Source organism: Streptomyces sp. NPDC046870, assembly GCF_040704595.1.
GTDB classification, from domain to species: Bacteria; Actinomycetota; Actinomycetes; order Streptomycetales; family Streptomycetaceae; genus Streptomyces; species Streptomyces argyrophylli.
In genome coordinates, this window is sequence record NZ_JBEYXM010000018.1 from 1 (window position 1) to 22,947 (window position 22,947).

The 22,947-nt window shown below is 72.7% G+C and carries 22 protein-coding genes; 15 read left to right on the forward strand and 7 right to left on the reverse strand.

Translation table 11 applies throughout. The features are described from left to right. Positions 1-108: 108 nt before the first annotated feature. Both aceB and AB0946_RS29555 read right to left on the reverse strand, forming a co-directional pair. Entirely contained in the window at positions 109-1,734 is a 1,626-nt protein-coding gene (gene aceB, locus AB0946_RS29550) for a malate synthase A (RefSeq protein WP_366763714.1), read from the reverse strand. A 184-nt stretch (positions 1,735-1,918) separates the two neighbouring features. After that, on the reverse strand, positions 1,919-2,527 hold the full coding sequence (locus AB0946_RS29555; protein WP_366763715.1) for a nucleotidyltransferase family protein: 609 nt from the start codon (positions 2,525-2,527) through the stop codon (positions 1,919-1,921). Between the two features lie 145 nt (positions 2,528-2,672). Between AB0946_RS29555 and AB0946_RS29560 the strand changes: the two genes are divergently transcribed. Next, positions 2,673-3,026: a DUF5955 family protein gene (locus AB0946_RS29560; protein ID WP_366763716.1), complete on the forward strand. Its 354-nt coding sequence runs from the start codon at positions 2,673-2,675 to the stop codon at positions 3,024-3,026. Between the two features lie 82 nt (positions 3,027-3,108). Here AB0946_RS29560 and AB0946_RS29565 read toward each other — a convergent pair whose 3' ends face one another. After that, the gene (locus AB0946_RS29565; RefSeq protein ID WP_366763717.1) at positions 3,109-3,531 is read right to left on the reverse strand and encodes a DUF6234 family protein; all 423 of its coding nucleotides are present in this window, start codon (positions 3,529-3,531) and stop codon (positions 3,109-3,111) included. A gap of 108 nt (positions 3,532-3,639) precedes the next feature. Then, positions 3,640-4,437 carry an IclR family transcriptional regulator gene (locus tag AB0946_RS29570; protein ID WP_366763718.1) on the reverse strand — a complete coding sequence of 266 codons (798 nt, stop codon included), beginning with the start codon at positions 4,435-4,437 and terminating at the stop codon, positions 3,640-3,642. A gap of 274 nt (positions 4,438-4,711) precedes the next feature. Between AB0946_RS29570 and allB the strand changes: the two genes are divergently transcribed. The 5 genes from allB (at position 4,712) to AB0946_RS29595 (ending at position 11,819) form a co-directional block, all read left to right on the forward strand. Beyond that, complete coding sequence (gene allB / locus AB0946_RS29575) at positions 4,712-6,052, forward strand: allantoinase AllB (RefSeq protein ID WP_366763719.1); 1,341 nt, start codon at positions 4,712-4,714, stop codon at positions 6,050-6,052. Positions 6,053-6,105: 53 nt separating this feature from the next. After that, complete coding sequence (alc, locus tag AB0946_RS29580; protein WP_366763720.1) at positions 6,106-7,221, forward strand: allantoicase; 1,116 nt, start codon at positions 6,106-6,108, stop codon at positions 7,219-7,221. Positions 7,222-7,348: 127 nt separating this feature from the next. Further along, complete coding sequence (locus AB0946_RS29585; RefSeq protein WP_366763721.1) at positions 7,349-8,164, forward strand: AIM24 family protein; 816 nt, start codon at positions 7,349-7,351, stop codon at positions 8,162-8,164. A gap of 176 nt (positions 8,165-8,340) precedes the next feature. Continuing rightward, positions 8,341-9,249, forward strand: a complete 909-nt coding sequence (locus AB0946_RS29590; RefSeq protein ID WP_366763722.1) for a DMT family transporter — start codon at positions 8,341-8,343, stop codon at positions 9,247-9,249. Positions 9,250-9,443: 194 nt separating this feature from the next. Further along, positions 9,444-11,819, forward strand: a complete 2,376-nt coding sequence (locus AB0946_RS29595) for an MFS transporter (RefSeq protein ID WP_366763723.1) — start codon at positions 9,444-9,446, stop codon at positions 11,817-11,819. Between the two features lie 88 nt (positions 11,820-11,907). Here the strand turns inward: AB0946_RS29595 and AB0946_RS29600 are convergent, their stop codons facing one another. After that, on the reverse strand, positions 11,908-12,294 hold the full coding sequence (locus AB0946_RS29600) for a ribonuclease domain-containing protein (RefSeq protein ID WP_366763724.1): 387 nt from the start codon (positions 12,292-12,294) through the stop codon (positions 11,908-11,910). 112 nt (positions 12,295-12,406) lie between these two features. After that, positions 12,407-12,607 carry a hypothetical protein gene (locus tag AB0946_RS29605; protein WP_366763725.1) on the reverse strand — a complete coding sequence of 67 codons (201 nt, stop codon included), beginning with the start codon at positions 12,605-12,607 and terminating at the stop codon, positions 12,407-12,409. Between the two features lie 192 nt (positions 12,608-12,799). Between AB0946_RS29605 and AB0946_RS29610 the strand changes: the two genes are divergently transcribed. From AB0946_RS29610 to AB0946_RS29620, 3 genes are all read left to right on the forward strand, one after another. Continuing rightward, positions 12,800-14,071, forward strand: a complete 1,272-nt coding sequence (locus AB0946_RS29610; RefSeq protein ID WP_366763726.1) for a histidine kinase — start codon at positions 12,800-12,802, stop codon at positions 14,069-14,071. Between the two features lie 100 nt (positions 14,072-14,171). Further along, positions 14,172-14,855, forward strand: a complete 684-nt coding sequence (locus AB0946_RS29615) for a response regulator transcription factor (RefSeq protein ID WP_366763727.1) — start codon at positions 14,172-14,174, stop codon at positions 14,853-14,855. 101 nt (positions 14,856-14,956) lie between these two features. Further along, on the forward strand, positions 14,957-16,141 hold the full coding sequence (locus tag AB0946_RS29620) for a cytochrome P450 (RefSeq protein WP_366763728.1): 1,185 nt from the start codon (positions 14,957-14,959) through the stop codon (positions 16,139-16,141). 60 nt (positions 16,142-16,201) lie between these two features. Here the strand turns inward: AB0946_RS29620 and AB0946_RS29625 are convergent, their stop codons facing one another. Continuing rightward, positions 16,202-17,218: a Gfo/Idh/MocA family oxidoreductase gene (locus AB0946_RS29625; protein WP_366763729.1), complete on the reverse strand. Its 1,017-nt coding sequence runs from the start codon at positions 17,216-17,218 to the stop codon at positions 16,202-16,204. 130 nt (positions 17,219-17,348) lie between these two features. Between AB0946_RS29625 and AB0946_RS29630 the strand changes: the two genes are divergently transcribed. The 6 genes from AB0946_RS29630 (at position 17,349) to AB0946_RS29655 (ending at position 22,921) form a co-directional block, all read left to right on the forward strand. Further along, positions 17,349-18,086 (forward strand): GntR family transcriptional regulator, encoded by a 738-nt coding sequence (locus tag AB0946_RS29630; RefSeq protein ID WP_366763830.1) that lies wholly within the window; start codon positions 17,349-17,351, stop codon positions 18,084-18,086. A 163-nt stretch (positions 18,087-18,249) separates the two neighbouring features. Then, positions 18,250-19,254: a sugar ABC transporter substrate-binding protein gene (locus AB0946_RS29635; RefSeq protein ID WP_366763730.1), complete on the forward strand. Its 1,005-nt coding sequence runs from the start codon at positions 18,250-18,252 to the stop codon at positions 19,252-19,254. Then, entirely contained in the window at positions 19,251-20,294 is a 1,044-nt protein-coding gene (locus AB0946_RS29640) for an ABC transporter permease (protein ID WP_366763731.1), read from the forward strand. Before AB0946_RS29635 ends, AB0946_RS29640 begins: the two co-directional genes overlap by 4 nt. After that, the gene (locus AB0946_RS29645; RefSeq protein WP_366763732.1) at positions 20,291-21,061 is read left to right on the forward strand and encodes an ATP-binding cassette domain-containing protein; all 771 of its coding nucleotides are present in this window, start codon (positions 20,291-20,293) and stop codon (positions 21,059-21,061) included. Before AB0946_RS29640 ends, AB0946_RS29645 begins: the two co-directional genes overlap by 4 nt. 136 nt (positions 21,062-21,197) lie before the next feature. After that, positions 21,198-22,343, forward strand: coding sequence for an ROK family glucokinase (locus AB0946_RS29650; RefSeq protein WP_171151491.1), 1,146 nt, complete (start codon positions 21,198-21,200; stop codon positions 22,341-22,343). Then, entirely contained in the window at positions 22,340-22,921 is a 582-nt protein-coding gene (locus AB0946_RS29655) for a sugar kinase (RefSeq protein ID WP_366763733.1), read from the forward strand. The genes AB0946_RS29650 and AB0946_RS29655 overlap by 4 nt, the downstream gene beginning before the upstream one ends. The last annotated feature ends 26 nt before the right edge of the window (positions 22,922-22,947 follow it).

Sequence of the window (22,947 nt, forward strand, 5' to 3'; positions counted from 1 at the left end):
ACGTCCCGCCCTCCCGTTTTTTTGTTTCTGGTCTTTGTTCCTCGGGGTTTCCGTCGCCCCGGGGGGCGCGCGCCGGCCGGCCCCGGCCCCCCCCCGGCGGGCTCGGCGTCAGCCGCGCAGCTGCCGGTACGCCGGCAGGGTGAGGAAGTCGGCGTAGTCCTCGTCCAGGGCCACCTTCAGCAGCAGGTCGTGCGCCTCCTGCCAGTGACCGGCGGCGAAGGCCTCCTCGCCGGTCTCCTCACGGATGGCGTCCAGCTCCTCGGCGGCGATCTTGCGGGCCAGCTCCGGCGTGGCCTTCTCGCCGTTCTCGAACTCGACGCCCGCGTTGATCCACTGCCAGATCTGCGAGCGGGAGATCTCGGCCGTGGCCGCGTCCTCCATCAGGTTGAAGATGGCGACCGCGCCGAGCCCGCGCAGCCAGGCCTCGATGTACCGGATGCCGACCTGGACGGCGTTGACCAGCCCGGCGTACGTCGGCTTCGCGTCGAGCGAGTCGACGGCGATCAGGTCGGCCGCCTCGACGTGGACGTCCTCGCGGAGGCGGTCCTTCTGGTTCGGCTTGTCGCCGAGGACCTTGTCGAAGGACTCCATGGCGATCGGGACCAGGTCGGGGTGGGCGACCCAGGAGCCGTCGAAGCCGTCGTTCGCCTCGCGGTCCTTGTCGGCCCGGACCTTCTCGAAGGCGACCTTGTTGACCTCGGCGTCCTTGCGGGACGGGATGAAGGCCGCCATGCCGCCGATGGCGTGCGCGCCGCGCTTGTGGCAGGTGCGGACGAGGAGTTCGGTGTACGCCCGCATGAACGGGGCCGTCATGGTCACCGCGTTGCGGTCCGGAAGGACGAACTTCGCGCCGCCGTCACGGAAGTTCTTGACGATGGAGAACAGGTAGTCCCAGCGGCCGGCGTTCAGTCCGGAGGCGTGGTCGCGCAGTTCGTAGAGGATCTCCTCCATCTCGTAGGCCGCCGTGATGGTCTCGATCAGCACGGTCGCGCGGACGGTGCCCTGCGGGACGCCCACGTGGTCCTGCGCGAAGACGAACACGTCGTTCCAGAGCCGGGCTTCGAGGTGCGACTCGGTCTTCGGCAGGTAGAAGTAGGGGCCCTTGCCGAGGTCGAGCAGCCGCCGCGCGTTGTGGAAGAAGTACAGCCCGAAGTCGACGAGGGCGCCGGGGACGGCACGGCCGTCGGCGTCGGTCAGGTGCCGCTCGTCCAGGTGCCAGCCGCGCGGGCGCATGACGACGGTCGCCAGTTCCTCGTTCGGCCGCAGGGCGTACGACTTGCCGGTGCGCTCGTCGGTGAAGTCGATGTTCCGGGTGTAGGCGTCGATCAGGTTGAGCTGGCCGAGGACCACGTTCTCCCAGGTGGGGGCGGAGGCGTCCTCGAAGTCGGCGAGCCAGACCTTCGCGCCCGAGTTGAGCGCGTTGATGGTCATCTTGCGGTCGGTGGGGCCGGTGATCTCGACGCGCCGGTCGTTCAGCGCGGGCGGGGCCGGGGCGACCTTCCAGGAGTCGTCCGCGCGGACCGGGGCCGTCTCCGGCAGGAAGTCGAGCGTGGAGGTGCGGGCGATCTCGGCGCGGCGCTCGGCCCGGCGGGCCAGGAGTTCGTCACGGCGCGGGGTGAACCGCCGGTGCAGCTCCGCCACGAAGGCGAGCGCCGCGTCCGTGAGGACCTCCTCCTGCCGGGGCAGGGGCTCGGCGTCGACGATGGCCAGCGGGGACGGCGCTGGTGCGGACATGAGCTGTCACTTCCTTCAGCGGTGGCACCTGGTGCCAAGGGGCACGAGCAGGACGGTGAGCGCCGGATGTGCGGACAGGCGCTTCTGGTCAGTGGATACTAGTTTCCTCATCGTGGAAGTTCAATGGTTTGTTGATGTCGAGATTCTTCGGGTCGAGGCAAGGCGGCGCCCGGTGTCACCCCGGTCACCGCAGGTGGCTGAGGTCGGCCTCCGTGTCGATGTCGTACGGCTCGGCGACGTCCCCGCACTCCACGAGCCGGACCTCCCGCTCGTGCGCCTTCAGGTACGCCCGCGCCCCGCGGTCCCCGGTGGCCGTCTCCGCGATGCCCGCCCAGTGCGCCGCACCGAACAGCACCGGGTGCCCGCGTACCCCCGCGTAGGCGGCCGAGACCAGGGACGTCTCGTCGTGCCGGGCGGCGAGCACCCGCGCCGTCGCCGCCGGGCCGATGCCGGGCTGGTCGACCAGGCTCACCAGGGCCGCGCGGACGCCCGTGCCGGCGAGGGAGGCGAGTCCCGCGCGCAGCGAGGAGCCCATGCCCGCGGCCCAGTCCGGGTTGTCCACCAGCACACAGCCGTCGAGCCGGGCGCGGTCCCGCACCTCGTCCGCCGCGGCGCCCAGCACCACGTGGATCCGCCCGCACCCGGCCGCGCGCAGCACCCCGACCGCGTGCTCGACGAGGGGCCGGCCCCGGTGCGGGAGCAGTGCCTTGGGGCGTCCGCCGAGCCGTCTGCCACCGCCGGCGGCGAGCAGCAGACCCGCGACGTCCCCCTGGAGATCCTGGTTGTCCGTCATGGGTCCTGCATACCCCGACGGCCGTGGATTCGGCCGGTTTTCCGGTGCCGCTTCCGTGGGGCTGAATTTCGGCCCGCCCTGTGGCGCTCCCGCACGCGGTGGCGTTTACTGACCCGCGCACGACGGCGTGTCAGGGGGGAGGGCTGTGTTGCGGAGCTTGGGGCAGAGGCCAGTGACCGGCAGCGACGAGGACCCGAGGGTGGCGGAACTGCGGACCGCGGTGGCCCGTCTGCGCCGCGAACTGGCCGCGGTGCCCGCGGACTTCCCCGACCGGGTGATAGCCGAGGACGAACTCGCGGCGCTGGCCGCGATGGCCGCCGGCGGTCTGCCGGAGATCCCCCGCCTGCGCAGCTCCCTGTTGCTCGTCGCCGGCGCGATCGGCTCGATGAGCGCGCTGGCCAGGGGACTGTCCCAGGTGCGCGACGCCGTGGACCTGTTCGGCGAACCGCCCCGCGACTGGGCCCCGCCACGCCGGCCTGATCCGGACGAGAGGCCTTAGGGTCTTTCGTCTGGATCAGGCCGGGTCAGGCACCAGGGCCCGCGAGCCCGGCATGATCTGGACGAGAGGCCCCAGCCGTCCGCTACGGATGTTCGGCGCCCCGGCAGCCCGACGCCGTCGGCAGGTCACGGCAGCGCTGGTCCTCGTGGGACTGCGCGGCGGCCCCGCCGAAGACGAGGAGGCAGACCAGGACGGCCATGACGGCCTGGCTGACCACCGTGACGACGGCACCGGCCCGCGCGGCGACCAGACCCGCCACGAGAGCGAGGGCGCCGACCCCGCCGGCGGCGGCCAGGTAGTTCCACAGCGGATCGGTCGTGACGGTCTCCGCCGTGTCGAAGGTCCATCCCGACAGCGCCCACAGCCCGAAGATCACCACCAGGGCGACCAGCTCCAGGAACACCAGCCCGCACCCGGCTCCGACGTCGGCACCGCGGTCGGCACGGCGGCGGGGCCCGGGGCCGGTGGTGGCGTCGAAGGCGGGCGGGGCGACGGGGAGGTCCATGCCGTCGACCCTGCCCGGGCGGGCGGGGGCGGCGCATGAGTACGGGTACTCAGCCGGTACCGCCCGGGAGGGCGGTGCCCGTGCGAATCGGCTTCCGGCGTCCCGGGGTCAGCCCTGGTTCTGGCTGGCCAGTGCCGTCGACAGTTCACCGGCGATCTGCTGGAGCACCGGCACGATCTTCTCCGTGGCCGCTTCCGTGACCCGTCCCGCCGGTCCGGAGATGGAGATGGCGGCCGCCGTGGGGGAGTCCGGCACGGACACCGCGAGGCACCGCACCCCGACCTCCTGCTCGTTGTCGTCCACGGCGTAGCCCAGAGCGCGCACCTCCTCCAGCGCCGCCAGGAACCCCTCCGGCGTGGTGATGGTCTTCTCCGTGGCGGCCGGCATGCCCGTCCGGGCCAGCAGCGCCCGCACCTCGTCGTCCGGCACCCCGGCCAGCAGCGCCTTGCCCACACCGGTCGAGTGCGGCAGCACCCGCCGGCCGACCTCCGTGAACATCCGCATCGAGTGCTTCGACGGCACCTGGGCCACGTACACGATCTCGTCCCCGTCGAGCAGCGCCATGTTCGCGGTCTCGCCGGTCTCCTCCACCAGCCGGGCCAGGTACGGCCGCGCCCAGGTGCCGAGCAGCCGGGAGGCGGACTCGCCGAGACGGATCAGCCGGGGCCCGAGGGCGTAGCGCCGGTTGGTCTGCTGGCGGACGTAGCCGCAGGCGACCAGCGTGCGCATCAGCCGGTGGATGGTCGGCAGCGGCAGCCCGCTCGCAGCGGACAGCTCGCTCAGCCCCACCTCGCCGCCCGCGTCCGCCATCCGCTCGAGCAGGTCGAAGGCGCGCTCCAGGGACTGCACACCGCCGGCGGCGGAGGGCTTGGCGGAGTCGGTGGTGCTGGCGCTGGACGTCGGCACGGCGCGTTCCTTTCGGGACTGGCGGGGAGAGCAGAAGCCTACCCGGCAGTCGGTTGACTCCCTGCTTGTACGTAGCTACGTTCTGCTTACTGGAATTCTAATTCCGCTTTGTGGAAACGTCCAGACCCGGCGACGCTTCGATGCTGCCCAAAAGTGTGCCTCTTGACGACGGGGAAGCGTGGGTGAAGACTCCTTCAACAGAACGTTGAAGTCCGTTACGTGGGTGTAAATCCCGTTTCCTGGACGTAAAACGGCGGGAGAGAGAGGGGTTCGGGTGTCCGACGCTGAACTGGTGCTGCGCTCCACGCGCGTGATCACTCCGGAGGGGACACGGGCCGCCACGGTGACCGTGTCCGCCGGGACGATCACGGCCGTCCTGCCGTACGACGCCGAGGTCCCGCCAGGCGCCCGGCTGGAGGACGTCGGCGACCACGTCCTGCTGCCCGGCCTGGTCGACACCCATGTGCACGTCAACGACCCGGGCCGCACCGAGTGGGAGGGCTTCTGGACCGCGACCCGCGCGGCGGCGGCCGGCGGCATCACCACCCTGATCGACATGCCGCTCAACTCCCTGCCCCCGACCACCACGGTCGGGCACCTGCGGACCAAACAGGACGTCGCCCGGGACAAGGCGCACATCGACGTCGGTTTCTGGGGCGGCGCCCTGCCCGACAACGTCAAGGACCTGCGTCCGCTGCACGAGGCCGGCGTCTTCGGCTTCAAGGCCTTCCTGTCCCCCTCCGGCGTGGACGAGTTCCCGCACCTCGACCAGGAACAGCTCGCCCGGTCCCTGGCCGAGGTCGCCGCTTTCGACGGGCTGCTCATCGTGCACGCCGAGGACCCGCACCACCTGGCCGCGGCGCCGCAGCGGGGCGGCCGGAAGTACGCCGACTTCCTCGCCTCCCGGCCGCGCGACGCCGAGGACACCGCCATCGCGAACCTCATCGCGCAGGCCCGGCGCCTGAACGCACGCGTGCACGTGCTGCACCTGTCCTCCGGCGACGCCCTGCCGCTGATCCGCGCCGCCCGCGCCGAGGGCGTCCGTGTCACCGTGGAGACCTGCCCGCACTACCTCACCCTGACCGCCGAGGAGGTCCCGGACGGCGCCAGCGAGTTCAAGTGCTGCCCGCCCATCCGCGAGGCCGCCAACCAGGACCTGCTCTGGGAGGCGCTCGCCGACGGCACCATCGACTGCGTGGTCACCGACCACTCGCCCTCCACCGCCGACCTGAAGACGGACGACTTCGCCACCGCGTGGGGCGGCATCTCCGGCCTCCAGCTCAGCCTGTCCGCCGTCTGGACCGCGGCCCGCGAGCGCGGTCACGGCCTGGAGGACGTCGTGCGCTGGATGTCCACCAGGACCGCCGGCCTCGTCGGCCTCGGCGCCTCCAAGGGCTCCATCGCCCCGGGCCACGACGCCGACTTCGCCGTCCTCGCCCCCGACGAGACCTTCACCGTCGACCCGGCCGGCCTCCAGCACCGCAACCGGGTCACCGCCTACGCCGGCAGGACCCTGTACGGCGTCGTCAAGTCCACCTGGCTGCGCGGCGAACGCATCGTCGCCGACGGCGAGTTCACCGCCCCGAAGGGCACGCTGCTCGCCCGCCCCCAGTGAGCCACCACCGCAACCGCACCCGGCCGACTCCCAGAGAGGACCCACTGATCACCGTGACGGCGATTGAGAGCTTCACCGGCGACGCGAACCCCTACGGAGGCGGCGACCCGTACGCGGACTACCGCACCGCCGACTTCCCCTTCACCCGGTACGCCGACCTCGCCGACCGGCGGCTCGGCGCCGGTGTCATCGCCGCCAACGACGAGTTCTTCGCCGAGCGCGAGAACCTGCTGGTGCCCGGGCGGGCGGAGTTCGACCCCGAGCACTTCGGGCACAAGGGCAAGATCATGGACGGCTGGGAGACCCGCCGCCGCCGCGGCGCCTCCGCCGGGCACCCGTGGCCCACCGCCGAGGACCACGACTGGGCGCTGGTCCGCCTCGGCGCCCCGGGGGTGATCCGCGGGATCGTCGTCGACACCGCCCACTTCCGCGGCAACTACCCGCAGGCCGTCTCGGTCGAGGCCACGTCCGTACCCGGCTCCCCGTCCCCGGAGGAACTCCTGGGCGACGACGTGAAGTGGACGACGGTCGTCCCGCGCACCGCCGTCGGCGGCCACGCGGCCAACGGCTTCGAGGTCACCGCCGAGCAGCGCTTCACACACCTGCGGATCAACCAGCACCCCGACGGCGGCATCGCCCGCCTGCGCGTGTACGGCGAGATCGTCCCGGACCCCGGGTGGCTGGCGGCCCTCGGCACGTTCGACGTGGTCGCCCTGGAGAACGGCGGTCGGGTCGAGGACGCCTCCGACCTCTTCTACTCCCCGGCCACCAACACCATCCAGCCGGGCCGCTCCCGCAAGATGGACGACGGCTGGGAGACGCGCCGCCGCCGCGACCAGGGCAACGACTGGATCCGCTACCGGCTCGTCGCCCAGTCCCGGATCCGCGCCGTCGAGATCGACACGGCCTGCCTGAAGGGCAACAGCGCCGGCTGGGCCTCGGTGTCCGTCAAGGACGGGGAGGACGGCGCGTGGCGGGAGATCCTGCCCCGCACCCGCCTCCAGCCCGACACCGGCCACCGCTTCGTCCTGCCCGAGCCGGCAGTCGGCACCCACGCGCGGATCGACATCTTCCCCGACGGCGGCATCTCCCGCCTGCGCCTGTTCGGCTCCCTGACCGAGCAGGGCGCGAACGGCCTCGCCGCCCGCCACCAGGAACTGGGCGGCTGACCCGGCGCCCGCCCACGCGCGCGGAGCGCCCCGGCCGGACAGCACCGGGGCGCCCCGCGCGTCACCCGCGCGGAGCCTCGTTCCGGGCTGCCGGAACTCTTTCCTCCCGCTTTCGCGTTCCTTCCACGTGACCCTTAAGCAAGAGATCGTCGGCAACGCCATGCAGATGGCGGTCGTCAACCTGCACCCCGGCCAGACCGTGTACTGCGAAGCCGGGAAGTTCCTGTTCAAGACCACCAACGTGACCATGGAGACGCGGCTGTCCGGCCCGTCCGGCAGCGGCGGACAGCAGCAGGGCGGTCCGGGCGGCGGCATGGGCGGTCTGCTCCGCCAGGCCATGGGCACCGCCATGCAGGTCGGCCAGCGCATGCTCGCCGGTGAGTCGCTGGCCTTCCAGTACTTCACCGCCCAGGGCGGCGAGGGCACGGTCGGTTTCGCGGGCGTGCTCCCCGGCGAGATGCGCGCCCTGGAGCTGGACGGAACGCGCGCGTGGTTCGCCGAGAAGGACGCCTTCGTGGCCGCCGAGTCCACCGTCGACTTCGGCATCGCCTTCGCCGGCGGCCGCACCGGCATGAGCGGCGGCGAGGGCTTCGTCCTGGAGAAGTTCACCGGACACGGCACGGTGATCATCGCGGGCGCGGGCAACTTCATCGACCTCAACCCCGCGGACTTCGGCGGCCGGATCGAGGTCGACACCGGCTGTGTGGTCGCCTTCGAGGAGGGCATCCAGTACGGCGTCCAGCGCGTCGGCGGCCTCAACCGCCAGGGCCTGATGAACGCCGTGTTCGGCGGCGAGGGCCTGTCCCTGGCCACGCTGGAGGGCAACGGCCGGGTGATCCTCCAGTCCCTCACCATCGAGAGCCTCGCCAACGCCCTGAAGAAGGCCCAGGGCGGCGACAAGCAGGGCCCGACCGGCGGACTGTTCTCCACGCACGCCGGCTGAGCCGGACTCCCCGCGGCGAGCCGGGCGGCGCCGGAGCGCGTGGGCGCCCGGCCCCTGTCGGTGGAGGCGTCCTCGTCCTGGCCGGGGATCGTCGCGGCCGGTAGCGTGAGCGCGCCCCCGTGCGAGCCGCCGAAGTCTCCGCACCCCTTCCCGGAGACCAGGAGGGCCGCACCCCCATGTCCTCGCTCGCCGTGCCCGCCGCGCTCGCGCCCCGCCGGACCTGGCACACCGACCTGCCCGTGCTGCTCGTCGCGGTCTGCTGGGGCGCCAGCTACCTGGCGGCGAAGGAGATCACCACCGCCCGGACGGTGCTCGCCGTCCTCGTGCTGCGGTTCGCCCTCGCCCTGCCCGCCCTGGCCGTCGCCGGCCGCCGCTCCCTGCGCGCGCTCACCGGCGCCCAGTGGCGCGGCGCGGCCCTGCTCGGGCTGATCCTCGCCGGGATCTTCCTGCTGGAGACGTACGGGGTGGTGCACACCTCGGCGACCAACGCCGGTCTGATCATCAGCCTCACCATGATCCTCACCCCGCTCGCCGAGGCCGCCGTCACCCGCACCCGGCCCACGCCGTCCTTCCTCGGCGCGGCGGCCCTGTCGGTACTGGGTGTCGTCCTGCTCACCCAGGGCGCGGGTTTCACCCGGCCCTCCCTCGGCGACCTGCTGATGCTGCTCGCCGCGTGCGCCCGCACCGTGCACGTCCTGGCCATGTCCCGGAGCAAGGCCGTACGGGGCGCCGGCGCGCTGCCGCTGACGGCGGTCCAGCTCGGCTCCGCGGTCGCCGTCTTCGCCCTGCTGTCGGCCGCCGGCGGCGGACCGGCGCCGTGGACGGCCGCGACCGGCTTCGGCGCGCGGGAGTGGGCGGCGCTGCTGTTCCTGTCGGCCCTGTGCACGGTGTTCGCGTTCTTCGTGCAGATGTGGGCCGTCCGCCGCACCTCCGCCTCCCGGGTCAGCCTGCTGCTCGGCACCGAACCGCTGTGGGCCGCCGGCGCCGGTATCGCGCTCGGCGGCGACCGGCTCGGCGCGCTCGGCCTGGCGGGCGGCGCGCTGGTGCTCGCCGGGACGGCCTGGGGGCGCCGGGCGGCGGGCTGACCGGGGCCCCGCGCGCCCCGGTCCGTGACCTGCCGCACATCGCCCGGAGGGCCATCGAAACCTTTGAGTTTCGCTGCGGGATTGCCTACCTTTGCAGTACGAAACTGTTTCGGACCGATGGCGGCGGGGACACGGTCGTCCTGCCGGCGCTGACGCACAACCGAGCAATCCAAGCCCCCTGAGGGAGTTCCATCGTGGAAGCCATCCCGGTCGCCACCGTCCAGGCCGGGCCGTCCGGCCAGACCCACGCCCCGCCCAAGCACCGGTGGTGGGCACTGGCCGTGATCGGCCTCGCCCAGCTCATGGTCGTGCTCGACGCCACGATCGTGAACATCGCGCTGCCGTCCGCCCAGCAGGACCTGGGCTTCGACAACAACGGACGGCAGTGGATCGTCACCGCCTACTCCCTGGCCTTCGGCAGTCTGCTGCTGCTCGGCGGCCGGCTCGCCGACCTCTTCGGCCGCAAGACGACCTTCATCATCGGCATCGCCGGTTTCGCCGCCGCCTCCGCGGTCGGCGGCGCGGCGAACGGCTTCACCATGCTGGTCGTCGCGCGCGCCGTGCAGGGGCTGTTCGGCGCCCTGCTCGCCCCCGCGGCGCTCTCCCTGCTGACCACGACGTTCACCGAAGCCAAGGAACGCGCGAAGGCGTTCGGCATATTCGGCGCCATCGCCGGCTCCGGCGCCGCCGTCGGCCTGGTCCTCGGCGGTCTGCTGACCGAGTACCTCAACTGGCGCTGGACGCTCTACGTCAACGACGTCATCGCGATCCCCGCGCTGATCGGCGCGGTCGTCCTCATCGGCCGTTCCGTCCCGGCCGAGCGGCCCAAGCTGGACATCCTCGGCGCCGCCCTGGTCTCCGGCGGCCTGTTCGGTGTCGTCTACGGCTTCGCCAACGCCGAGACGCACGACTGGGACAACTGGATGACCTGGGGCTTCCTCGCCGCGGGCGGTCTTCTGCTGGTGGCGTTCTTCCTCTGGCAGGCCCGTGCGAAGCACCCCGTCCTGCCCCTGCGCGTCCTGGCGGACCGCGACCGCGCCGCCGCCCTGTCGACCGTGCTGATCTCCTCGGCCGGGATGTTCGGCGTCTTCCTCTTCCTCACCTACTACCTCCAGGCGACGCTGGGCTACTCGCCGGTGAAGAACGGCGTGGCCTTCCTGCCGATGGTGGGCGCGCTGATGGTGATGGCGCAGCTGTCCACCAACTGGCTGGTGCCGAGGATCGGGCCCAAGGTCGTCGTACCCGTCGGGATGCTGCTGGCCGTGGGCGGCATGGTCTGGCTGACCCGCCTCGACCTGCACAGCAGCTACGCGCCGCACGTGCTGCCGCCGCTGCTGCTGCTGGGCGCGGGTCTCGGAATGTCGATGCCCGCGGCCATGAGCTACGCCACCCTCGGGGTGCGGGCGAGCGACCAGGGCGTGGCCTCGGCGGCCGTCAACACCACCCAGCAGGTGGGCGGTTCGATCAGTACGGCCCTGCTGAACACCCTGGCCGCCAGCGCGGCCACCGACTACGCGAAGCACCACCTGACCGACCCCCTGGTCAAGGCGAACGCGGCGCTGCACAGCTACACCGTCGCCTACTGGTGGTCGGCCGGCTTCTTCGCCTTCGCCGTGCTCGTCACCGTGCTGCTGTTCCGCGCCAGGAAGAAGGCGAACGTGTCCGCCGAGGACGCCGGCGGGCCGGTCCGGGCGGAGGCCACCCCCGCCGCCGGGGCCGAATCCCCCGCCGGAGCCACGGCGGCCACCGAGACCGTGCCCGGGGCCGTCGGCACCACCGCCACCGCCCCCCTTCCGCCCGTCGGCGCGGACGGTGCGGCGGCCATCCGCGGGCAGGTGCGGGACGGTGCGGGCGTACCCGTGCCCCGTACCGCGATCACCGTGCTGGACACGGCGGGTCAGCAGCTGGCCCGCACCACCTCCGGGGACGACGGCCGGTACGCCGTGGACGCTCCCGTGCGCGGCAGCCTGGTCCTCATCGGCTCGGCGCCCGGGTACCGGCCGCAGGTCGCCACGCTCAGCCTGGACGGCACACCCGTCGCCCACGACCTCGTGCTCCTGCCCAGCCCCGGCGGCGTGGCCGGCACGGTGCGCGGCGGGGACGGGGAGGTGCTCCCCGGCGCCCTGGTGGTGGCCACGGACCGGCACGGTGACGTGACGGCTTCCGCGACCACCGGTACGGGCGGCGGCTACCGGCTCGGCGACCTGCCGCCCGGGGACTACACGCTCAGCGCCAGCGCGCCCGGTCACCGCCCGGCCGCCGTGCCGGTCACCGTCTCCGGCGAGACGACCCGCTGTGACATCCGGCTGTCCACGGCGGCGACCCTGTGGGGGACGGTGCACACCCAGGACGGACGGGCACTGGAGGACGCCCGGGTGACCCTGATCGACGCCGCGGGCAACGTCGTCGGGACCCGCACCACGAGCGTCGACGGCAGCTACTCCTTCACCGACCTCGCCAGTGAGCAGTACACCGTGATCGCCGCGGGGTACGCGCCGGTGGCCACGCAGGTCACCGTGGACGGCGGCCAGGCCGCGGTCGACATCCTGCTCAGCCACAAGGAGGCGTAGTCCGCGCCTCCGCGCGCGCCGGGCCGGGCTCCTCGCTTCCGGGTCCTCCGTGGGGGGAGCACACGGGGCGGGGAGCCCGGCCCGGACCTCAGCAGCCGAAGTCGACGAGGTCGAACGTGGCGTAGTGGTCGGAGGTGTAGTAGTCCTCCCGGTCCTCGTCGCCGGTGACGATCCGGCGGGCGCCGCGCGTGGGCGAGCCGGGGGTGATCACCGTGTACTCGTGGTAGTAACCGGACGGCCGGCCGGGCAGGACGCGTTCCCGGTTCTGGAAGACGATGCCGTCCTGCGCGTACGGGAAGGGCCCGCCCCGCTCGATCAGGCCGAGCGTGTCGTGCGCCTGTGCGGGCAGGTCGCCGTAGCAGACGCTGCCGACCGCGGCGGCCGCCGGGGTGGCGGTGACGGTGCCGCCGAGGAGGAGGGCGGACAGGACGGCGGCCGCGGCGCCGGCGCGTGTGATCCGTGGGGGGAATCTCATGGCCTCATGATGACGCGCGTAGAAGGTGGCATGTCAATGACAACACTGGCGAACGTCTCGTGAAGTCCGGGGAGTTTTCGCGCAGTCGGGCCGGTGCCGGGCGCCCGGCACGTCAGTCGGGCCCCGCGCTCTGCGCCGCGGCGAACAGGGCGAACGCCAGCAGCAGGAGCGCGACGCTCACGTAGACCTCGTAGCCTTCGAGGAAGCCGATCCGCTGCACGAGGCCCACATGCCAGTCGGTGAACTCGTGCGCCAGGCCCAGCGCGCCCTGCACCAGGGCGATGAACCCGAGGAACTCCAGTACCTGTTTCACCCCACGACTCTCGCCGGGCGACCGCCGTCCGCGCATCGGCCGCGGGACGGAGGCCCGGCGCCGAAAGGCCGCGCCCGCGCCGGCGGGCGGTGGCCGAAGGTCCACGGCGGTGCGACTTGGGTCGACGCTCCCGGTCGCCCGGTCGGTGATCCGGCGACCGGGACGGCCGCGGGGCCCGGTCCATGCGTAGATTTGCCGACCGTGACCGAAGACGAACAGGTGTGGGCGCCCAGGGAGTTCACCGGCCGCCGGTGGCTGTTCCCCTCCGCCCTCGTCCACGAGCTGGACCCGGACGCCGGGGTCCCCGGCCGACGGCCACGGCGCACGGCACGCGACTGGGTCGTCGACTTCTCCTGCTTCCTCCTGGCCGTCCTCCTCGGCCTGGCCGCCGCCCAGGGCCTCGACGAGGAACCCGGCCTGCCGCACTCCCTCGCCGTACTCGACCAGGTGCTGGGCGTCCTCTCCTGCGGCGCCGTCTGGCTGCGCCGCCGATGGCCCGTCGGGCTCGCCGTCGCCATGATCCCGGTCGGCCTGCTGTCCAACAGCTCGGGCGGCGCCGCGATGGTCGCCCTGTTCACGCTCGCCGTCCACCGGCCCTTCCGGTACGTCGCCTGGACCGCCGGCGTGGACCTCGCGCTCGTCCCGCTCTTCTACTGGATGCGGCCCGACCCCGACCTGCCCTACGCCGGTGTCGTCGCGTTCACCGCGCTGCTCACCGTGTCGGTCACCGGCTGGGGCATGTTCGTCCGCTCCAAACGGATGCTGATGCTGAGCCTCAGGGACCGGGCGCACCGGGCGGAGACCGAGGCCCGGCTCCGCGCCGAGCAGGCGCAGCGGCTGGCCCGCGAGGCCATCGCCCGCGAGATGCACGACGTGCTCGCCCACCGGCTCACCCTGCTCAGCGTGCATGCGGGCGCCCTGGAGTTCCGGCCGGACGCGCCCCGCGAGGACATCGCGCGGGCCGCCGGCGTGATCCGGGAGAGCGCCCACGAGGCCCTCCAGGACCTACGGGAGATCATCGGTGTCCTGCGGGCCGGGGAGTCCGAGGAGCCGCCCGGCGGGCGTCCCCAGCCGACGCTGACCGCGCTGGACGCCCTCGTCGCCGAATGCCGCGAGGCCGGCATGAACGTCACCCTCGACCACCGTGTCGCCGACCCGGCCGCCGTCCCCGCCTCCGCCGGCCGCACCGCCTACCGCATCGCCCAGGAGGCCCTGACCAACGCCCGCAAGCACGCCCCCGGCACCGAGGTCACGCTCCGCCTCACCGGCACGCCCGGCGACGGCCTGACGATCACGGTCGCCAACCCCGCCCCGCCCGCCGAGGTCCCGCCCGTCCCCGGCTCCGGACAGGGCCTGATCGGCCTGCGGGAGCGGGCCACGCTGGCCGGCGGGCACCTGGAGCACGGCACGCGTCCGGACGGGGGGTTCGCGGTGCGGGGGTGGCTCCCGTGGCCACGCGGCTGAGGGCCCCGGCGCCGTACACCGGCGTACGCACGCGCACGCGTGCCCCCGGCTCCCGGCCGATCCCCCCGTCCGGCCTCCGCACCCGTGATTACGTGACCCCATGACTGCGACGCCCATCAGACTGCTCCTCGTGGACGACGACCCCCTCGTACGCGCCGGTCTGGCGCTGATGATCGGTGGGGCCGGGGACATCGAGATCGTCGGCGAGGCGGCCGACGGCGCGGAGGCCGAGGAAGCGGTGGCGCGGGCCCGGCCGGACGTCGTCCTGATGGACCTCCGGATGCCCGCGGTGGACGGGATCACCGCGACACGACGGCTGCGCGCGCGGCCGGACGCGCCGCACGTCGTCGTGCTCACCACCTTCCACGCCGACGAACAGGTCCTGCACGCCCTGCGCGCCGGGGCCGCCGGTTTCGTGCTGAAGGACACCCCGCCCGCCGAGATCGTCGACGCCGTGCGCCGGGTCGCGGCCGGCGACCCGGTCCTGTCGCCCGCCGTCACCCGGCAGTTGATGCGGCACGCGGCCGGTACCGCCGCCGACGCCCGGCGCACCCGCGCGCGTGCACGTCTCGCCGTGCTCAACGACCGCGAACGCGAGGTGGCCGTCGCCGTCGGCCGCGGCCTCGCCAACGCCCGGATCGCCGGCGAACTCTTCCTCAGCGTGGCCACCGTCAAGGCCCACGTCTCCCGCGTCCTCACCAAGCTCGGCCTGGACAACCGGGTCCAGATCGCCCTGCTCGCCCATGACGCGGGACTGCTGGACGACACCGGCGACGAGACCTGAGTGGCCGGGCGACCGTGCGGCCGGCGGGCACGATCCGGGTGCCGTGCGCGTTGTCCCGGTACCGGCCGCCGTCCGACTCGGGGCAGTCCACAGGGGGAGACATGGAACGAGTGATCGACCTGACGGAGTGCGGCGAGGCGCTCCGCCGGGACCCGCACCCGATGTACGCGCGGCTGCGCGAGCGGGGTCCCGTCCACCGGGTCCGGCTCGCCATGCCGGGCGGAGCCTGGGAGACCTGGCTGGTGGTGGGGTACGAGGAGGCGCGGGCCGCCCTCGCCGACCCCCGGCTGGCCAAGGACAGTGCCAAGACGGGCTACGTGCCCCTGGACGAGCAGCTGATCGGCAAGTACCTGCTCGTCGCCGACCCGCCGCAGCACACCCGTCTGCGGGGCCTGGTCGCGCGTGCCTTCACCATGCGCCGGGTCGAGCGGCTGCGCCCGCGGATCCAGCGGATCACCGACGACCTGCTGGACGACATGCTGCCGCGCGGCCGTGCCGACCTCGTCGACGCCCTCGCCTACCCGCTGCCGATCACCGTCATCTGCGAGCTGCTCGGGGTGCCCGAGATCGACCGCGCGGAGTTCCGGAAGCTCTCCACGCAGGTGGTGGCGCCCACCGACGCGGACTCCGAACGCGCGGCGACCGTCCGCTTCGCCGAGTACCTCACCGAGCTGATCGAGGACAAGCGGCGCGCGGGCCCCACGGGCGACCTGCTCGGCGATCTGATCCGCACCACCGCCGAGGACGGCGACCGGCTCTCGATGGACGAGCTGCGGGGCATGGCCTACCTGCTGCTCATCGCCGGTCACGAGACCACGGTCAACCTCATCGGCAACGCCGTCCTCGCCCTGCTCACCCACCCCGCGCAACTGGCGGCCCTGCGCGCCGACAGCACCCTCCTGGAGGGAGCGGTGGAGGAGACGCTGCGCTGGGAAGGGCCGGTGGAGAACGCGACGTACCGGTACGCCGCCGAGCCGCTGAAGATCGCGGGCAGCAGCATCGGGCGGGGCGACGACGTGCTGATCGGCCTCACCGCCGCCCAGCGCGACGGCCGCCGGTTCGCCGACCCCGACCGCTTCGACATCCGCCGCGACACCCGGGGCCACCTCGCCTTCGGCCACGGCATCCACTACTGCCTGGGCGCACCCCTGGCCCGGCTGGAAGCCGGCATCGCCATCGGCACGCTCCTGGACCGCGCTCCCGGCCTCGCCCTGGACGGTGAGCCGGGGGAGTGGCTGCCGGGCATGCTCATGCGGGGCGTGCGAAGCCTGCCGGTCCGCTGGTGACGGGGCGCCGTGGCCCCCCGTCGGCAGGGCTGCGGGGCGCGCCGGCCGCGGACGAGGGGCCTACGGCACCCCCGTTGCGCCCGGCACCTCCGCCAGTGCCACCGGGCGCCGCTCGCGGCGGGAGCGTTCGCAGGCCTCGGCGACGCGCAGGGCCTGGAGCGCCTCGCGGCCGTCGCAGGGGTTGGGCCGTTCGCCGCGGACGACCTCCACGAAGGCGTTCAGTTCGGCCTCGTAGGCGGGGCCGAACCGCTCCAGGAAGCCCGTCCACGGCTTGTCCGCGGGCGGGGGACCGGTCGGCTCGGTGGACGCGAGGGGCGTACGGTCGTCCAGGCCCACCACCACCGTGTCGCGCTCCCCGGCCAGCTCCATGCGGACGTCGTAGCCGGCCCCGTTCAGCCGGGTCGCCGTCGCCGTGGCCAGGGTGCCGTCGTCCAGCGTGAGCAGCGCGGCGCCCGTGTCGACGTCCCCGGCCTCACGGAACATCGCCGGGCCGTGGTCCGAGCCGGCGGCGTACACGTCGGTCACCTCGCGGCCCGTCACCCAGCGCAGCACGTCGAAGTCGTGGATCAGCGTGTCCCGGAACAGCCCGCCGGACAGCGGCAGCCACTCCACAGGCGGCGGGGCCTGGTCGCAGGTCAGGGCCCGTACGGTGTGCAGCCGGCCGAGCCGGCCCGCGCGTACGGCCTCCCGCGCGCCGGCGTAGCCCGCGTCGAAGCGCCGCTGGAAGCCCATCTGCAGCACCGTGCCGGCCGTCTCCACCTCGGCGAGCGCGTGCAGCGTGCCCGGCAGGTCCAGCGCGATGGGCTTCTCGCAGAAGACCGGCAGGCCCGAGCGGGCCGCCCGGCCGATCAGCTCGGCGTGGGCCGCCGTCGCCGTGGTGATCACCACGGCGTCCACGCCCCACCGGAAGATCTCGTCGACGCCCGGCGCCGCCGTCTCGCCCAGCCGGTGCGCCAGCGCCTGCGCCCGCGCCGGGTCCGTGTCCGTCAGGATCAGGGACCCGACCTCGCGGTGACGGCTGAGCGTCCTCGCGTGAAGGGTGCCGATGCGGCCCGTACCGATGACCCCGATGCGCATGGAAACAAAGTGAGGGCCGACCCCGTACCCTGTCAATGCGTATGTCCGGACAACCGGACTACACGACTTCCCGTCAACCGGGCACGGGGCTACGCTCGGGCCCGTGCCGAAACCAGATGTGGACCCGACCGTGTCGCTCGACCTCCGCGTGGACCGTAGCTCCCCGGTGCCGCTGTACTTCCAGCTCTCCCAGCAGCTGGAGGCGGCCATCGAGCACGGCAGCCTCACCCCGGGCAGCCTGCTGGGCAACGAGATCGAGCTGGCCGCGCGGCTCGGGCTGTCCCGGCCGACCGTCCGCCAGGCCATCCAGTCCCTGGTCGACAAGGGGCTGCTCGTGCGGCGCCGGGGCGTGGGCACCCAGGTCGTGCACAGCCAGGTCAAGCGCCCGCTGGAACTGAGCAGCCTCTACGACGACCTGGAGGCGGCCGGTCAGCGCCCCGCGACGAAGGTGCTGGTCAACACGGTCGTCCCGGCCTCCGCCGCGGTCGCCGCCGCGCTCGGCGTTGCGGAGGGCGGTGACGTGCACCGCATCGAGCGGCTGCGCCTCGCGCACGGCGAGCCGATGGCGTACCTGATCAACCACCTGCCGCCCGGCCTGCTCGACCTGGACACGGACCAGCTGGAGGCCACCGGTCTGTACCGGCTGATGCGCGCCGCCGGGATCACCCTGCACAGCGCCCGCCAGTCCATCGGCGCCCGGGGTGCGACGGCCACCGAGGCCGAGCGGCTCGGCGAGGCCGAGGGGGCCCCGCTGCTCACCATGCAGCGCACCACCTTCGACGACACCGGCCGCGCGGTGGAGTTCGGCGACCACACCTACCGCCCGAACCGCTACTCCTTCGAGTTCCAGCTCCTCGTACGCCCCTGAACGACCGGCCGCCTTCGTCGCAATGTCCGGACAAGGTGACCCGTGGGGGCTCCCCGGTCATGTCACGGGTGTTCCCCGTGTTCGATACTGGAGCGTTTGGGGCCGCTGACGCGATCGACGGCCCCTTGCGTCTGTACGAACACGGCAAGAAGGGCACGGCCTCGTGGCACGGTTTCGGACCTGGGTAGGCATAGCGCTGGCGGGGGCACTCTCCGTGTCCCTGGCGGCATGCAGCAGCACCGGCGGCAAACGGGCGGAGGACGCCCGCAAGGCCGCCGCCGCCCGGGGCAGGGCAGCGGTGGACACTCCGCGCTGGACCTTCGCGATGATCACCCACTCGGGTGATGGCGACACCTTCTGGGACATCGTGCAGAGCGGCGCCAAGCAGGCCGCCGTCAAGGACAACATCAACTTCCTGTACTCGCACGACGACGAGGCCCAGCAGCAGGCCCAGCTGGTGGACGCGGCCGTGGACAAGAAGGTCGACGGCATCATCGTCACGCTCGCCAAGCCGGACGCCATGAAGGCGGCCGTGGCCCGTGCCGAGAAGGCCGGCATCCCGGTGATCACCGTGAACTCCGGCTCGGAGGAGTCCAAGGCCTTCGGCGCCCTCACCCACATCGGCCAGGACGAGACCGTCGCCGGCGAGGCCGTCGGCGAGGAGCTGAACAAGCGCGGGAGGAAGAAGGCCCTGTGCGTGCTGCACGAGCAGGGCAACGTCGGCCACGAGCAGCGCTGCGACGGCGTGGCCAAGACCTTCCGCGGCACGCTGCGCAAGCTCTACGTCAACGGCACCAACATGCCCGACGTGCAGTCCGCCGTCGAGGCCAAGCTCCAGGCCGACAAGTCCATCGACTCCGTCGTCACCCTCGGCGCGCCGTACGCCGACACCGCCGTGAAGGCGCGCACGGACGCGGGCAGCAAGGCCGAGATCGACACCTTCGACCTCAACGCCAAGGTGGCGGCGTCGCTGAAGAACGGCACCCTCGGCTTCGCCGTGGACCAGCAGCCGTACCTCCAGGGCTACCAGGCCGTCGACCTGCTGTGGCTGTACAAGTACAACGGCGACGTCCTCGGCGGCGGCCGGCCGGTGCTGACCGGCCCCCAGATCATCACCAAGGACCAGGCGTCCGCCCTCGCGGAGTACACCGAGCGGGGCACCCGATGAGCGCGGTCACGGACGACAAGCCGCTCGACGAGAGACTTCTGCGCGGCTCCCCGCTGCGGACGCTGCTGACCCGCCCGGAACTGGGCTCGGTCGTCGGCGCCCTCGCCGTCTTCGTCTTCTTCGCGTTCGCCGCCGACGGCTTCCTGCGCGCCACCAGCCTCAGCACGGTCCTGTACGCCTCCTCGACCATCGGGATCATGGCCGTACCGGTGGCGCTGCTGATGATCGGCGGCGAGTTCGACCTCTCGGCGGGCGTCCTGGTGACGTCGTCGGCGCTGGTCTCCTCGATGTCCAGCTACCAGATGACGGCGAACACCTGGGTCGGCGTGGGGGTGTCCCTGCTGGTCACGCTGGCCATCGGTGCCTTCAACGGCTTCATGCTCACCCGCACCAGGCTGCCCGGCTTCATCATCACGCTGGGCACCTTCCTGATGCTGACCGGCATGAACCTCGGCTTCACCAAGCTGATCGACGGCACCGTCTCCACCAAGACCATCGCCGACATGGAGGGCTTCTCCAGCGCCCACGCCGTCTTCGCCTCGACCATCGGCGTCGGCGGGGTCGACATCAAGGTCACCATCCTGTGGTGGCTGGGGCTGGTCGCCCTCGCCTCCTGGATCCTGCTGCGCACCCGCACCGGCAACTGGATCTTCGCCGTCGGCGGCAACGAGGACGCGGCCCGCGCGGTCGGCGTCCCGGTCGCCCGGACCAAGATCGGCCTCTACATGGGCGTCGCGTTCGGCGCCTGGATCTCCGGCCAGCACCTGCTGTTCTCCTTCGACGCCGTCCAGTCCGGCGAAGGCGTCGGCAACGAACTGATCTACATCATCGCGGCCGTCATCGGCGGCTGCCTGATCACCGGCGGCCACGGCAGCGCGGTCGGCTCGGCCGTCGGCGCGCTCCTGTTCGGCATGACCAGCAAGGGCATCGTCTTCGCCGAGTGGAACCCCGACTGGTTCAAGTTCTTCCTCGGAGCGATGCTGCTCCTCGCGACCCTGCTCAACGCCTGGGTCCGCAAGCGCGCGGAGGCCACCAAGTGACACTCGTCGAGCTGACCGACGTCAGCAAGCGCTACGGCACGGTGCGCGCCCTCGAAGGGGTCTCGCTGGAGGTCCACGCCGGTGAGATCACCTGCGTCCTCGGCGACAACGGCGCGGGCAAGTCCACCCTGATCAAGATCGTCGCGGGCCTGCACCGGCACGACGGCGGCACCCTGCGTGTCGAGGGCGAGGAGACGACCCTCTCCTCCCCGCGCGAGGCCCTGGACCGGGGCATCGCCACGGTCTACCAGGACCTGGCCGTCGTCCCCCTCATGCCGGTCTGGCGCAACTTCTTCCTCGGCTCCGAGCCCCGCAAGGGCGCCGGCCCCTTCAAGCGCCTGGACACCGACCTCATGCGCCGCACCACCCGCGAGGCGCTGCTCCGCATGGGCATCGACCTCCGGGACGTCGACCAGCCCATCGGCACGCTGTCGGGCGGCGAGCGCCAGTGCGTCGCCATCGCCAGGGCGGTCCACTTCGGTGCGAAGGTCCTGGTGCTGGACGAGCCCACGGCGGCACTGGGGGTCAAGCAGTCCGGTGTGGTCCTCAAATACGTGGCGGCGGCACGGGACGAGGGCCTGGGCGTTGTTCTGATCACCCACAACCCGCACCACGCGTACCTGGTGGGGGACAGGTTCGTGCTTCTGCGGAGGGGCACGATGGTGGGCCATTACACACGGGACGACATCACGCTGGACGAGCTGACCCGGCAGATGGCGGGAGGATCCGACCTGGACGCCCTGCGCCACGAACTGCGGCGGGGGTGAGGGACGCGGGGCCGTGCCGTCGTGCGGCCCCGCGTGGCGCGGGACACCGTGACGCGCCCGCACCCCGCGTCCGGCACGCACACCTCCCCCTGCCCCGCGCAGCACCCGGCGTGAGCGTGCGGCACAATCGAGCCCGATGAGCACCTACCGCGACCTCACCGCCCCCATCGGTTCCCGCCGAGCCCCGGTCCTGCGCACCGTGGGAACACGAGAGCGCCGGTCACATCTGACCGCACCCCGTGTCCCCACCGTCGGCATCGACATCGGCGGCACCAAGGTCATGGCGGGTGTCGTGGACGCCGACGGCAACATCCTGGAGAAGCTCCGCACGGAGACCCCGGACAAGTCCAAGAGTCCCAAGGTCGTCGAGGACACCATCGTCGAACTGGTGCTGGACCTGTCCGACCGGCACGACGTGCACGCGGTCGGCATCGGCGCCGCCGGCTGGGTCGACGCCGACCGCAACCGCGTCCTGTTCGCCCCCCACCTGTCCTGGCGCAACGAACCGCTGCGCGACCGCCTCGCCAGCCGCCTGTCCGTCCCGGTCCTCGTGGACAACGACGCCAACACCGCCGCCTGGGCGGAGTGGCGCTTCGGCGCCGGCCGCGGCGAGGACCACCTGGTGATGATCACGCTCGGCACCGGCATCGGCGGCGCCATCCTGGAGGACGGCCAGGTCAAGCGCGGCAAGTTCGGCGTCGCCGGCGAGTTCGGTCACATGCAGGTCGTTCCCGGCGGACACCGCTGCCCGTGCGGCAACCGCGGCTGCTGGGAGCAGTACAGCTCCGGCAACGCGCTGGTCCGGGAGGCGCGCGAGCTGGCCGCCGCCGACTCACCGGTCGCCTACGGCATCATCGAGCACGTCAAGGGCAACATCGGCGACATCACCGGCCCGATGATCACCGAGCTGGCCCGCGAGGGCGACGCGATGTGCGTGGAGCTGCTCCAGGACATCGGCCAGTGGCTCGGCGTCGGCATCGCCAACCTCGCCGCCGCCCTCGACCCCTCCTGCTTCGTGATCGGCGGTGGCGTCTCGGCCGCCGACGACCTGCTCATCGGCCCGGCCCGGGACGCCTTCAAGCGGCACCTCACGGGACGCGGCTACCGCCCCGAGGCCCGCATCACCCGCGCCCAGCTCGGCCCCGAGGCGGGCATGGTGGGCGCCGCCGACCTGGCCCGGCTGGTCGCCCGCCGGTTCCGCAGGGCGAAGCGGCGCCGGGTGGAGCGGTACGAGCGCTACGAGCGGTACGCCCAGACCCGCCGCGACCAGGACACCGCATGACACCGTCGCTGCCCCACCAGGGCGGCCCGCCGGACGAGCCGCAGCGGCCCGCCGAGGACCCGCGGCACAAGGCCAGACGGCGGGCGCTCACCCTGCTGATCATCGTGCTGCTGATCGGCGTCCCGGCCGGCTACCTGGTGATCTCCGCGAACCAGAGCCGCGACAGCGGCAAGGACAAGGAGGCGAAGTACTCGGCGACCGGGCTCACCCCGGGGTGGCCGTCGAAGGTGCAGCGCCGTCTCTACCAGGTGAGCGTCCCGCACCCCGCCGACGACATCGCCTACTACGAGACGAACAACTGGAAGACCAGCCGCCTCTACGTGCAGTTCCGCACCAACCCCGCCGGCCTGGACAGCTTCCTCCAGGCCATGGGCGTGCGCCGGGACCAGCTCAGGAAGGGCGACATCGCCGTCGGGGAACGCGACCGGAAGGTCAGCGGCTGGACCTTCGGCGGCACCGGCCCCTGGTGGGGCCTGACCCACGAGCAGAAGAACCCGGCGCCGACCCAGGACGTGGTCGTCAACCTGTCCGACCCGCAGTATCCGATGGTGTTCGTGGTCTCCCGCACGGTCCCGTGACGACGGCCGGCGCCCGCCTCCGGAGC

What these genes read in the sequence shown, in the direction of transcription:
- AB0946_RS29565 (WP_366763717.1), bottom strand. Translation starts at nt 3,531, where the DNA reads ATGGACCTCCCCGTCGCCCCGCCCGCCTTCGACGCCACCACCGGCCCC.
- AB0946_RS29640 (WP_366763731.1), top strand. Translation starts at nt 19,251, where the DNA reads ATGAGCGCGGTCACGGACGACAAGCCGCTCGACGAGAGACTTCTGCGC.
- AB0946_RS29590 (WP_366763722.1), top strand. Translation starts at nt 8,341, where the DNA reads ATGTCCTCGCTCGCCGTGCCCGCCGCGCTCGCGCCCCGCCGGACCTGG.
- AB0946_RS29615 (WP_366763727.1), top strand. Translation starts at nt 14,172, where the DNA reads ATGACTGCGACGCCCATCAGACTGCTCCTCGTGGACGACGACCCCCTC.
- AB0946_RS29600 (WP_366763724.1), bottom strand. Translation starts at nt 12,294, where the DNA reads ATGAGATTCCCCCCACGGATCACACGCGCCGGCGCCGCGGCCGCCGTC.
- AB0946_RS29625 (WP_366763729.1), bottom strand. Translation starts at nt 17,218, where the DNA reads ATGCGCATCGGGGTCATCGGTACGGGCCGCATCGGCACCCTTCACGCG.
- AB0946_RS29655 (WP_366763733.1), top strand. Translation starts at nt 22,340, where the DNA reads ATGACACCGTCGCTGCCCCACCAGGGCGGCCCGCCGGACGAGCCGCAG.
- AB0946_RS29650 (WP_171151491.1), top strand. Translation starts at nt 21,198, where the DNA reads ATGAGCACCTACCGCGACCTCACCGCCCCCATCGGTTCCCGCCGAGCC.
- AB0946_RS29620 (WP_366763728.1), top strand. Translation starts at nt 14,957, where the DNA reads ATGGAACGAGTGATCGACCTGACGGAGTGCGGCGAGGCGCTCCGCCGG.
- AB0946_RS29555 (WP_366763715.1), bottom strand. Translation starts at nt 2,527, where the DNA reads ATGACGGACAACCAGGATCTCCAGGGGGACGTCGCGGGTCTGCTGCTC.
- aceB (WP_366763714.1), bottom strand. Translation starts at nt 1,734, where the DNA reads ATGTCCGCACCAGCGCCGTCCCCGCTGGCCATCGTCGACGCCGAGCCC.